At 61.0% G+C, this 11,953-nt stretch carries 14 protein-coding genes; 7 read left to right on the plus strand and 7 right to left on the minus strand.

The window, feature by feature from the left end:
• Positions 1-23: 23 nt before the first annotated feature.
• The 7 genes from G9X68_RS10455 to G9X68_RS10485 form a co-directional block, all read right to left on the minus strand.
• Complete coding sequence (locus G9X68_RS10455) at positions 24-314, minus strand: Dabb family protein (protein ID WP_171602318.1); 291 nt, start codon at positions 312-314, stop codon at positions 24-26.
• 78 nt (positions 315-392) lie between these two features.
• The gene (locus G9X68_RS10460; protein WP_171602319.1) at positions 393-821 is read right to left on the minus strand and encodes a PIN domain-containing protein; all 429 of its coding nucleotides are present in this window, start codon (positions 819-821) and stop codon (positions 393-395) included.
• On the minus strand, positions 821-1,060 hold the full coding sequence (locus G9X68_RS10465; protein WP_206679714.1) for a hypothetical protein: 240 nt from the start codon (positions 1,058-1,060) through the stop codon (positions 821-823). The genes G9X68_RS10460 and G9X68_RS10465 overlap by 1 nt, the downstream gene beginning before the upstream one ends.
• A gap of 167 nt (positions 1,061-1,227) precedes the next feature.
• Positions 1,228-1,659, minus strand: coding sequence for an HIT family protein (locus tag G9X68_RS10470; RefSeq protein WP_171602321.1), 432 nt, complete (start codon positions 1,657-1,659; stop codon positions 1,228-1,230).
• 152 nt (positions 1,660-1,811) lie between these two features.
• On the minus strand, positions 1,812-3,002 hold the full coding sequence (locus G9X68_RS10475) for a GNAT family N-acetyltransferase (RefSeq protein WP_171602322.1): 1,191 nt from the start codon (positions 3,000-3,002) through the stop codon (positions 1,812-1,814).
• A 77-nt stretch (positions 3,003-3,079) separates the two neighbouring features.
• Positions 3,080-3,799: a glycerophosphodiester phosphodiesterase gene (locus G9X68_RS10480; protein WP_171602323.1), complete on the minus strand. Its 720-nt coding sequence runs from the start codon at positions 3,797-3,799 to the stop codon at positions 3,080-3,082.
• Positions 3,796-4,266: a RidA family protein gene (locus tag G9X68_RS10485; protein ID WP_171602324.1), complete on the minus strand. Its 471-nt coding sequence runs from the start codon at positions 4,264-4,266 to the stop codon at positions 3,796-3,798. The genes G9X68_RS10480 and G9X68_RS10485 overlap by 4 nt, the downstream gene beginning before the upstream one ends.
• A gap of 136 nt (positions 4,267-4,402) precedes the next feature.
• Between G9X68_RS10485 and G9X68_RS10490 the strand changes: the two genes are divergently transcribed.
• The 7 genes from G9X68_RS10490 (at position 4,403) to tsf (ending at position 11,946) form a co-directional block, all read left to right on the plus strand.
• Positions 4,403-5,239, plus strand: coding sequence for a cell envelope integrity EipB family protein (locus tag G9X68_RS10490; protein ID WP_171602325.1), 837 nt, complete (start codon positions 4,403-4,405; stop codon positions 5,237-5,239).
• A gap of 200 nt (positions 5,240-5,439) precedes the next feature.
• The gene (locus G9X68_RS10495; RefSeq protein WP_171602326.1) at positions 5,440-6,516 is read left to right on the plus strand and encodes a toxic anion resistance protein; all 1,077 of its coding nucleotides are present in this window, start codon (positions 5,440-5,442) and stop codon (positions 6,514-6,516) included.
• 14 nt (positions 6,517-6,530) lie between these two features.
• A complete protein-coding gene (locus tag G9X68_RS10500) occupies positions 6,531-8,099 on the plus strand; it encodes a substrate-binding domain-containing protein (protein ID WP_171603045.1) in 1,569 nt (522 codons plus the stop codon).
• Between the two features lie 7 nt (positions 8,100-8,106).
• The gene (locus G9X68_RS10505) at positions 8,107-8,724 is read left to right on the plus strand and encodes a 5-bromo-4-chloroindolyl phosphate hydrolysis family protein (RefSeq protein ID WP_171602327.1); all 618 of its coding nucleotides are present in this window, start codon (positions 8,107-8,109) and stop codon (positions 8,722-8,724) included.
• Positions 8,724-9,830: a type 2 periplasmic-binding domain-containing protein gene (locus G9X68_RS10510; RefSeq protein WP_171602328.1), complete on the plus strand. Its 1,107-nt coding sequence runs from the start codon at positions 8,724-8,726 to the stop codon at positions 9,828-9,830. Before G9X68_RS10505 ends, G9X68_RS10510 begins: the two co-directional genes overlap by 1 nt.
• A 181-nt stretch (positions 9,831-10,011) precedes the next feature.
• Positions 10,012-10,779, plus strand: a complete 768-nt coding sequence (gene rpsB, locus G9X68_RS10515) for a 30S ribosomal protein S2 (RefSeq protein WP_064654227.1) — start codon at positions 10,012-10,014, stop codon at positions 10,777-10,779.
• A 240-nt stretch (positions 10,780-11,019) separates the two neighbouring features.
• On the plus strand, positions 11,020-11,946 hold the full coding sequence (tsf, locus tag G9X68_RS10520; RefSeq protein ID WP_003559063.1) for a translation elongation factor Ts: 927 nt from the start codon (positions 11,020-11,022) through the stop codon (positions 11,944-11,946).
• The last annotated feature ends 7 nt before the right edge of the window (positions 11,947-11,953 follow it).

The raw sequence follows: 11,953 nt of genomic DNA on the forward strand, positions 1-11,953 counted from the left end.
TTTCCGGATCTACATGGGCCCTTTCAGAGCTTGGTGTAGTCGATCTCGAGAAAATCGGCGACCTCGGGCACCCAGCGGTCGCGCACGAAGGCGACATGCAGGGGATGAAGGTTGTACGTGTCATAGCCAGCCTGATCGTCGAACTCCATTGAGAAGCCGAAGGTGAAATCGTTTTTCCGGCTTGTCTGCCGAAGTTGCTCGAAATTCCGCACGCTCGGGATATTGGCAAGCACCAGCGCGCCAGCGAGGAACGACGTTTCTTCGGCCGAGCCATGTTCGTGCTTCAGGCGGAATGCGACAGTGTGGCGGATCATGATCTTGTCCATTCAGAGGTGCGAAAGAAATTCAGTCGAGAAGAGCGTCAACGGGAACGATGGGATAGGGGATACCGGTCATGAAGGATATCGCAGCGGATTGACGATATCGATCCCGTCGAAATCTTTCTCGTTATCCGTGACGACAATGCATCCGTTGGCCTCGGCGACAGCCGCGATGATCATGTCGAGGCCGCTGCGTGGTCGGCCTCTGGTCCTTCCATCGGCCATCAACCGTGCCCAGATCAGACCGGCCTTCTCGTCGAATGCGAGGATACGATCGGCAAATAGGGCATGCGGACCCTCCGGCCCTGAAAACCACGCCTCCAACTGATCGCGCTTCTTGCCGGCAGGCTTCTCGAGAACGCCGCGTCGGATCTCTGCGACGGTAAGGGAGGAAATGAAGAGGTCTGTGTCGATCCGAGCGGCCATCCAGGCCAGCAGGGCCTCCGATGGCGCCGGCTTGGTGACATTGCTGAGAATGTTCGTGTCCAGCAGATAACGCATCAAGGACCGACTTTGCGCCCTTCCTCACGAGGGCGCGTAAGGTCGAGATCTGCGCCGACCATGGGAGAGCGGCGGAGCGCGGCCAGGATGCCGCCCTTCGGAGCAGGCTCGCCGGCAATCGATTGGCTGACGACCGCACGCAAACGTGAGGCATCCGGGCCTTCTTCTGCAAGGCGTCGTGCAAGGGATCGGATAAGATCGCGGTCGCTGTCGAGCGCGATCACCTCAAAACGCGCCATGCCACGCTCGCCGAGGCGGGATCGATAATTTTGAATGGCACGTTTTTGCGAACTGGTCACGATGCACCTTCAGCTTATCTCCGGTAATATATCCAGAAAATCGCCGTTCAACAAGGAGGGAGTACCAGTCGTGGGGCCGCCCTCGGGTGATATCGGCTGGGCCGACCTTACGCCAGCGCTGCCTTGATCTTTTCGGCATTGCCGGCAAGCACGGCGCCGTCCTCCATCTTGCCGGAATGCGGCTTCAGCGCCACGCCTTCATGCCGCGGGATGACGTGGAAATGCAGATGGAACACCGTTTGACCGGCGGCCGGCTCGTTGAACTGGGCGATGAACACGCCATCGGCGTCGAAGACGTCCTTCAGGGCATTGGCGATCTTCTGGACGACGGTGATCGCATGGGTAAGAGCGGCTGGATCGGCATCGAGGATATTGCGCGACGCCGCCTTCGGAAGGACGAGAACGTGGCCCGGCGCCTGCGGCATCACATCCATGATGGCCACGGTATGCTCGTCCTCGTAAACCCGGTGCGAGGGGATTTCGCCGCGGAGGACCTTGGCGAAGATGTTGTTGTCGTCGTAAGCGGCCGGGCTGGTCATCGCGAAATCTCCTCGTTTTTCACAGGGCGTGCGTCATTTCAAACGCACAAGGGACGCTGTAGCACGTTGAATTACTGCATAATTTTATCCCTAAATCGATTTCGATTCAGGGAATTATGCGTTGATCGGGTAACGCGGCCGGTGCGGTGGCGTCAATCCTCCTGCTGACGTTCGCCCTTGCGGAAAGGGCTGTGCTCGGTCAGCAACTCGCTCATCTGTTCGACATCGGCGCGCTCGCGGGCGAGATAGTCGCCGATCGCCCGGCGAAGGCCGGCATGCGCGACATAATGGGCGGAATGCGTCGTCACCGGCAGATAGCCGCGGGCGAGCTTGTGTTCGCCTTGCGCTCCGGCCTCGACCCGTTTCAACCCTTTCGACAGGGCGAAGTCGATCGCTTGATGATAGCAGACCTCGAAATGCAGGAAGGGATGCTCCTCGATGCAGCCCCAGTGACGACCGTAGAGCGTATCGCCGCCGATGAAGTTAATCGCGCCGGCGATATAGCGCCCGTCGCGCTTGGCCATGACGAGCAGGATATCGTCGGCCATGCGTTCGCCGATCAACGAATAGAACTTACGGGTGAGGTAGGGGCGCCCCCATTTGCGGCCGCCGGTATCCATGTAAAACTTGAAGAACTGGTCCCAGATGCGTTCCGTCAGGTCCCGGCCGGTCAGCCAGTCGATGCTGATGCCGTTTTCGAGTGCGGCGCGGCGCTCCTTGCGCAATGCCTTGCGTTTGCGGGAGGCAAGCGTTTCGAGAAAATCCTCGTGATTGGCATAGCCATCATTGATGAAATGGAACTGCTGGTCGGTGCGGTGCAGATAGCCGTCCATCTCGAAGACGCCGATCTCTTCGTCCGGCACGAAGGTGATATGGGCCGAAGAGATGCCGAGCCGGCGCACCACCTCCTTCAGGCTTTCGGCGATCGCGCTCTGGATCGGCAGCCGCTGTAGCCCCTCGGCGACAAGAAGACGCGGGCCTGTCGCCGGGGTGAACGGGATCGAGCACTGAAGTTTGGGATAATAACGCCCGCCGGCCCGCTCGAAGGCGTCGGCCCAGCCATGATCGAAGACATATTCGCCCTGGCTGTGGTTCTTGAGGTAGCCGGGCAGGGCGCCGACCAGTTCGCCGCGATGGGTTTCGAGCAGCAGGTGGTGGCCAAGCCAGCCGGTATGGGCATCGGCCGAGCCGGATTCCTCCAGCGACGATAAAAAAGCGTGCGAAACGAAGGGGTTGTAGGCAAGCGTGCCGCAAGTCTTCGATGCCCCGGAAAGCCTGGACCAGCTCTCCGAGGAAATCGCGGTGAAGGAGCGTTCTACGCGAATGGATAGTTCATCAGTCATGGAGCAAATGCGAAGCCTTTGGGGGATGGTCTCGGCTCTGCTTCAGTCTGCGCATGATCTTGGCCAAAAAGCGAGCGTCAAGCAGTCACACGCGGATCGAAGCCTTCGAAGGTCATCTGGTCTGCATTGGCGAATGTGCGCCGGCGCGCCTCTTCGTCACGCACCGTCCAGGTGATGACGGGAATGCCCTTTTCGCGTTCGCCTGTGATGAAGGCATTCGGCAGGTCGTCATAATAATAGGAGATGAAATCGAGACTGATCTCCATCGCCTTCGCATGCGTTTTGAACTCTTCCGGCGTATTGCCGTTGGCGGTCAGCCCAAGCGGGTAGGGTGAGCCAAGCGCCTTCAGATCGCGCAGCAGCCAGTGGTCGAAGCTCATCAGCGCCACCTTGCCCTCATAACCTTCGAGGACTTCCAGCACGGCTTCGGCGAAACCTTCGTCATCGGCCTCGCGGCCCTTCAGCTCCAGCACCAGCGGCACCTTGCCTTTGACGAGATCGAGGAGCTGGCGCAGCGTCGGCACCTTGTCGCTCGTGCCGCCAACGGCGATCAGTCCGAGTTCCCGGGAGGTGCGCTCGCGGATATCGCCGTTGAGATTGCACAGGCGCTGCAGATCCTCGTCGTGAAAGATGACCGGCACGCCGTCGGAGGCGTAATGCAGGTCGCATTCGATCGCAAAGCCTGCTTCGACGGCGCGCGAGAAGGCCGAAAGCGTGTTTTCCCAGACATGCGTGTTGAGATCGTGATAGCCGCGATGGGCGATCGGCAGGTCCCTGATCCAGGCAGCATTGGTCATTCTGCGATTTCCATGATAGCATCGATCTCGACGGCGGCATTCAGCGGCAGGGCCGCCATGCCGACAGCGGCACGCGCATGTTTGCCGGCTTCGCCAAGCACGCCGGCAATCAGGTTCGAAGCGCCATTGATGACAAGATGCTGCTCGACGAAGTCGGGCGCCGAGGCGACGAAGCCATTCAGCTTGATGACGCGCTGGATGCGACCGAGATTGCCGCCAAGGGCCGCCTTCGCCTGGGCAAGGATGTTGATGGCGCAGAGTTCGGCGCCGCGCTGGCCCGTTGCAACGTCGACGGTCTTGCCGAGATGGCCCGAGACAGTGACCTTGCCGCCTTCGAGCGGCAGCTGGCCGGAGATGTAGAGAAGATTGCCGCTGATGACATAGGGAACGTAATTTGCAGCCGGTGCTGCGGCTTCGGGCAGGGTTATCCCCATCTCAGTCAGGCGCGCTGCAATTTCATCGGACATTTTCGTCTCCGCTTTTGTTGTCAATTCTTCAAAAATTATGCATCAAGACTAGAATCTTTAATATGACAGGTTCGAGCCTCGATTTGGCCGAAAGCGTTCTTATAACATCGCGACCGAGTCCAACAGGAGTTAATAAATGTTCCGATCAGGTCTTGTCGCTCTGCTTTTCGCCAGCGTTTCCGCCAATGCATGGGCGGGTGCGCCCGCGGTAAGCGCTGCGATCGCGACCGGCCTCGTCGCCCATCGCGCGGTCTACGATCTGGAACTGAAGGACGCCTCGGACCGCTCCGGCATCGCCGCCATGTACGGTCGCATGGTCTATGAGTTCGACGGCAGCTATTGCCAGGGCTTTACCACCAGCTTCCGCTTCGTGACGCAGATCGACACCGGCGACAGCGTGCGTGTCAGCGATCAGCAGACGAAGACATTCGAGAACCTGAAGGACGGCAAGTTCACCTTCGACACCAAATCCTTCACCGACGAGCAGCTCGATAAAGAGGTCAACGGTGCGGCGCAGGACCAGCCTGATGGCGTCAAGGTCGATCTCAAGCAGCCGGCGAGCCGCGAACTGCAGCTTGCTGAAAGCCGTTTTCCCACGGAACATATGCTCGATGTGATCCAGCACGCCAAGGACGGCAAGCGCTTCTTCGAGGCGCGTGTCTTCGACGGTTCGGATGACGGCGACAAGTCGCTGGCGACGACGACGATCGTCGGCAAGCAGGAGACGCCACTCGTCGAGGAAGCCGATGCCGGCAACGCCGGCGCCTTCTCCAAGACGGCCTTCTGGCCGGTGACGATCGCCTATTTCAACGAGAGTGCGAAATCGGATGCTTTGCCAGTCTACCGCATGTCCTTCAAGCTCTACGAGAACGGCATTACCCGCGACCTGACGATGGATTACGGCGATTTCGTCCTGACCGGCAAGCTCGCCAAGCTGGAACTGCTTGACCGCAAGGCCGAGGTTTGCAAATAGGCGCACGGGTTTTTCGACTGTCATAAAACTGTATCATAAAGTTCACTATGGTGCGGCGACCAGCGATGATTGAGTCGCCTTCTGTCGTCCTGTTTTTCGGGTCGGTGCGATCCTAGCGGCCAGTCCATTGCGATGGGGCCTGTTTATTGCGAAGATGGGCTTCCAGACGATTATGCCCGCAAGCCTGGAAAGCCCTACCGATGGCCGATACCGATCTCGCGACTGTTCAGAATGCCGCTCTGCCGGTTGTTGTCGCCGATCCGGCGGAAATTGCCCGCATTTCCGATAGCATCGATATCACCGACCGCGCCGGCATCTCGGTCTATGGCGACCGCGCCCAGCAGGCGGTCAGTGATTATGCCGACAGGATCCTGCGCGAAGTCCGCAACAAGGACCTCGGCGATGTCGGCCGCCTGCTGACCGACATCATCCTCAAATCGAAGAGCCTCGATCCGGCATCGTTGAAGGATAAGGGTTTCCTCAGCCGCATGTTTCTCTCGGCCAAGGCCCGGCTCGAACGCTTCAAGGCGGAGTTCGAGGACGTGGCCGGCCAGATCGACCGGATCGGCCTGGAGCTCGACCGTCACAAGGATACGCTGAGGCGCGACATCGCGCTGCTCGACGACCTGCATGAGGAAACCAGGCAATCGATCATGCGGCTCGAGGCCTATGTTCAGGCCGGCAAGACTTTCGCCGAGCGTTTTCGCAGCGTCGATCTGCCGAGGCTGAAGGCGCAAGCCGAGGCGGCGGCGACCGGCCCTGGCGGCGGCATGCTGGAGGCGCAGACCTATCAGGACAGTCTGCAGGCGCTCGACCGGCTGGAAAAGCGGGTGTTCTACCTGCAGCAGGCCCGCCAGCTCGGCATCCAGCAATTGCCGCAGATCCGCATCGTTCAGGCGGGCGACGAAACGCTGATCGAGAACCTGCAGGCGACTTCGGCGCTGACGGTGCCGGCCTGGAAGCAGAAGATGGTGATCCTGCTCGGCCTGACGCGGCAGAAATCGGCGCTCGACCTGCAGAAGGCGGTGACCGACGCCACCAACGACATGATCCGCCAGGCATCCGAGATGATGAAGGATCAGGCGATCGCCATCGAGCAGCAGTCGCAACGCGGCATCGTCGATATCGACACGCTCGCCAAGGCAAACAGGGATTTGATCGATACCATATCAGGGGTGCTTCAGGTTCAGGAGGAGGGGCGCCGGAAGCGGGCGCTCGCCGAGCAGCAGATGGAGCAGATGACGAGCGAACTCAAGAAGGCGATGACCCAGGCGTGATCGGCAAGATGACGATGCGAGCACTGCTGTCAGGCCTGGCACTTCTTGCCGTTCTGCCCCTTGCCGGCTGCAATCCCTTCGGGCAGGGGCCGGATTTCTCGATCGTATCGGGATCGGAGAACACCGTTCTGCAGCCGATCGTCGAAGAATTCTGCAAGCAGAAGAACGCCACCTGCACCTTCAAATATGAAGGCACGCTCGATATCGGCCTGGCGCTGCAGAGTGACCAGGGCGTCGTGCAGGATGCGGTCTGGCCGGCCTCCAGCGTGTGGGTCGACATGTTCGACACCAAGCGCCGCGTCAAAAGCCTGACCTCGATCGCCCAGACGCCGGTGGTCTTGGGCGTGCGCAGGTCGAAGGCGCAGCAGCTCGGCTGGATCGGCAAGGACGTCTTCATGAAGGACATTCTCGCTGCCGTCGAGAGCGAATCGCTGAAGTTCCTGATGACCTCGGCGACGCAATCCAATTCGGGCGCCAGCGCCTATCTTGCCATGCTGTCGAGCGCGCTCGGCAACAAGCCGGTGATCGAACCCGGCGATCTCGACGACAGACACGTCCAGGAGAGCGTCCGGTCGCTGCTGTCAGGTGTCGTGCGCTCTTCCGGCTCTTCCGGCTGGCTAGCCGATCTCTATGTCGAATCCGCCGGCAAGGGCACGGTCTATGACGCGATGTGGAATTACGAGGCGGTACTGAAGGAAACCAACGAAAAGCTCGCCGCCCTGTCGCAGGAACCGCTGTACGCGATCTATCCGGCCGATGGTGTGGCCATGGCGGATTCGCCGATCGGTTTCGTCGATCATGGCCGCGGGCCAGAAGTCCAGACCTTCTTCAACGATCTGCTCGCCTATCTGAGCTCGGCCCCGGTGCAGCGGCGAATCGCTGATACCGGCCGGCGCATTCCGCTGACCGGCGTCGCCGCAAAATCGGAGCCAAGCTGGAATTTCGATCCCGCCCGGCTGGTGACGGCGATCCGCATGCCGGAGGCGCGCGTCATCCGCCAGGCGCTCAACCTTTATCAGGCAGCACTGCGCAAACCGTCGCTGACCGCGCTCTGCCTCGATTTTTCCGGCTCGATGCAGGGTGACGGCGAGGACCAGCTGCAGAAGGCGATGCGTTTCCTGTTGACGCCCGACGAAGCGAGCAAGGTGCTGGTGCAATGGTCGCCCGCCGATCAGATCATCGTCATTCCCTTCGACGGCAGCGTGCGCAACACTTTCATGGCGAGCGGAAATCCGCTCGAGCAGGAAGGGCTGCTGAACGAAATTTCCCGGCAGAAGGCGAATGGCGGCACGAATATGTATGCCTGCGCCGAACGGGCTCTGCAGCAGATTGCCCGAACCGACAAGCTCTCGACTTATCTGCCCGCCATCGTCATCATGACCGACGGCAAGTCCGATGATCAAAGCCGGGCCTTCACGAACGAATGGAACGCGATGGAGCCGCATGTGCCGATCTTCGGCATCACATTCGGCGATGCCGACAAGTCCCAGCTCGACAGCCTCGCTAAGCTGACCTCGGCGCGCGTGTTCGACGGCGGTTCGGATCTTGCCACCGCTTTCCGCACCGCGCGAGGCTACAATTAGGACAGGCATGCGCAACTGGCTCGGCAATGACGGCAACTGGATCGTGGCGGGACTGGCGGCGGCAATCACCGTGCCGCTCTTGAGCTTTGCCGCCGGCATGCCCTTCTGGATCGCCGCCATCATCGCCCTTCTGGTCTTTGCCGGCCTCGTCATTCTGCTCGCGCCGCGCCGGCTGTTCGAAGGCTTCGACATCAAGAGCATCGGCAGCGGGCGCGTCGCCTTTGCCCGCGACCTGCTGGAGGCCGCCGTTCCGTTTGCGCAGAGGCTGGAGACCGCCGCCGACACGATCAGCGATCGTCAGATGGCAGCCGCAGTCCGGCATCTCGCTGAGATCGCCGCCGATGTCTTTCGCAAGGTCGAGGCCAAGCCCGAGAGCGCCAATGCGGTACGGCGATTCCTCTCCTACTATCTCCCGCGCGCCGCCGAGGTGGCGGAAGGTTTTGCCGTCATCGAGGCCAAGCGTGTTCCGGATCCCAAGCAGTTGCAGGAGGTGCGCGGCGTGCTGCTGAAGCTCGAAGAGGCTTTCGTCCATTATGCCGACAGCCTGGTCGATGAGGAGCTCGGCACGCTGGACACCGATCTGCGCCTCATTCAGGCATCGCTCAAAGAGGATATCGGACGCTGATGGCCCTTTCTCGTCGCGCCTTTGGAGTGGGACTGCTTGGAGCCGGCGTCGTCGGCACCGGCGGTTATTTCGCTGTCCGGGATCGGCCGGAATTGCAGGGCCTGCTCGGCAGCCGCACGACGCTGTTCGGCTTCGTCGGCGGCGAGAAAGAGGCTTTCCTGGCCGACCCCGACGTCGTCAGGGCGCTCGGCGGATACGGATTGACGATGGACAGCCGCGTCGCCGGTTCCGTCGAGATGGTCCGCGAACAGGCACTGCTGTCGCAGCATCCGCAATTCCTCTGGCCGTCCTCCTCGATCATGGTCGATATCGCCAGGCAGAACGGCATTTCTATCCGTAACGACCGCGTCGTGCTGAACACGCCGATCGTCGTCTATTCTTGGCAGCCCGTCGTCGACGGACTGATGAAAGCGGGATTGGTGACGGTGACGAACGAAGGCCATCATCAGCTCGACCTCAAGGCTTTGCTTGATGCGATTCTTGCCGGATCCGACTGGTCGAAGCTCGGCGTCAATTCGCTCTATGGGCGCGCGCGCATCGTCTCGACCGATCCCAACCGTTCCAATTCCGGCTTCATGTTTGCGGGCCTGGTGCTCAGCCTGTTCAGCGGCAATGTCGCGACATCCGCCGACCTCGCTACGTTCGGCGGCAAGGTGCAGGCGATCTTCCGCAACATGGGCTTCAAGTCGCCGTCCTCAGGCAAACTTTTCGACCAGTATCTCGCAGGCGGCCTCGGCGGCGAGCCGATGATCGTCGGTTATGAAAACCAGCTGGTCGAATGGATCCTCGCCGATCCCGCACGCTGGGACCGCATCAAGGTAAGTGCCGGCGCAAAGCCTGTGGTGCTCTATCCGCGCCCGACCGTCTATTCAGCGCATCCGCTGATCGTCGTCGACGAGAATGCCAACCGGCTGATTGAAGCACTGGTAAGCCCGAAGCTCCAGGAACTTGCCTGGACGAGACACGGCTTCCGCGGTCCGCTGGGGACCGCCACCGGCAACGCCGACAGCGCAATCGGCACCCTGCTGCCGGCTGAGGTCGATGCCATCCTGCCGATGCCCGACGCAGGCGTCATGCTGTCGCTGCTGCCGACGCTGGCAAGCTGAGCCGCCAGGTTTTTTCGGCATAAGCCTTGCTTTTGCGCCAAATCGAATGTATGGGCACCGGCATTCCACACGTAAGGCATGGGATCGTCCGGGAGAAATCCGGGCTGTTCCGCCCGGTGGCATCCTCGAAGAGGGTGCTGTTCGCCTTGCGGAGGTTCAACCGGAAAAGGAGTAACAAGGCATGGCATTGCCTGATTTTTCTATGCGCCAGCTTCTTGAGGCAGGCGTCCACTTCGGCCACCAGACGCATCGCTGGAACCCGAAGATGAAGCCGTATATCTTCGGCGATCGCAACAACATTCACATCATCGATCTGGCCCAGACCGTTCCGATGCTGTCGCGCGCCCTTCAGGTCGTCAGCGACACCGTTGCCCGCGGCGGCCGCGTTCTCTTCGTCGGCACCAAGCGCCAGGCGTCTGAGATCATTGCCGACAGCGCCAAGCGCTCGGCCCAGTACTACGTCAACTCGCGCTGGCTCGGCGGCATGATGACGAACTGGAAGACGATATCCAACTCGATCCAGCGTCTGCGTAAGCTCGACGAGATCCTGAACGGAGAAGCCCAGGGCTTCACCAAGAAGGAACGCCTGAACCTCGAGCGCGAACGCGAAAAGCTGGACAAGGCTCTTGGCGGTATCCGCGATATGGGCGGCACGCCCGACCTGATGTTCATCATCGACACCAACAAGGAAAAGATCGCGATCGACGAAGCCAAGCGCCTCGGCATCCCGGTTGTCGCCATCATCGATTCGAACTGCGATCCGGACCTGATCGACTATCCGATCCCGGGTAACGACGACGCATCGCGCGCGATCGCTCTTTACTGCGAGCTGATCTCCCGCGCCGCCATCGACGGCATTGCGCGTCAGCAGGGCTCTTCCGGCCGCGATCTCGGCGCATCCATCGAAGTTCCGGTCGAGCCGGCTCTCGAGGAAGCAGCCGAAGGCTGATGAAAGCGGGCGGATCGAACACTCCGCCAAAGCTTACAGAGACTGGGAAAGGCCGCTTGCGACTCATCGAAGTTCGGCGGCCTTGCCTGTTTCAAGGGGAGGGCGTCAGGCTCTCCGCCCGATAAGTTTCGTTATGACGCGTCTTCATCACGCTGTCATACATACAGGTACATTTCGTGCCTCAATCCGGTGCCGAGCCGCGCTTTGCGGCCCACCGTATGAACCGACAAGAGGAAGCTAATGAGCGAGATTACGGCTGCAATGGTGAAGGAACTGCGCGAAAAGACCGGCGCAGGCATGATGGACTGCAAGAAGGCTCTTGCTGAAACCGCCGGCGACATGGAAGCGGCGATCGACTGGCTACGCGCCAAGGGCATCGCCAAGGCCGACAAGAAGTCCGGCCGCACCGCTGCCGAAGGCCTCATCGGCGTTTCGAGCCAGGGCACCAAGGCCGTCGTCGTCGAAGTCAATTCCGAAACCGACTTCGTCGCCCGTAACGATGCCTTCCAGGAGCTCGTCCGCGGCATCGCCAAGGTCGCCGTCTCGACCGACGGCACTGTCGATGCCGTTGCTGCTGCGACCTACCCGGCATCCGGCAAGTCCGTGTCCGACACGATCAAGGATGCGATCGCAACGATCGGCGAGAACATGAACCTGCGCCGTTCGGTCGCTCTCTCGGTCGAGGACGGCGTCGTCGCCACCTATATCCACAATGCTGTTTCCGACGGCCTCGGCAAGCTCGGCGTTCTCGTTGCGCTGAAGTCGACCGGCGACAAGGATGCCCTCAACGCCATCGGCCGCCAGGTCGCCATGCACATCGCCGCGACCGCGCCGCTGGCGATCCGCCCGGAAGAAGTCGATGCCGCCGTCGCCGAGCGCGAGCGCAACGTCTTCATCGAGCAGTCGCGCGCTTCCGGCAAGCCCGACAATATCATCGAGAAGATGGTCGACGGCCGCATGCGCAAGTTCTTCGAGGAAGTCGCCCTTCTCTCGCAGGCTTTCGTCATCAATCCGGATCTGACGGTCGCAGCCGCCATCAAGGAAGCTGAAAAGGCCGTCGGCGCACCGATCGAAGTTGCCGGCATGGCCCGTCTGCTGCTCGGCGAAGGCGTCGAGAAGGAAGAGACCGATTTCGCGGCCGAAGTCGCGGCTGCCGTCAAGGGTTGATCTTCCA

Origin of the sequence: Rhizobium changzhiense, assembly GCF_013087625.1 — a bacterium.
Lineage (GTDB): Bacteria > Pseudomonadota > Alphaproteobacteria > Rhizobiales > Rhizobiaceae > Rhizobium > Rhizobium sophorae.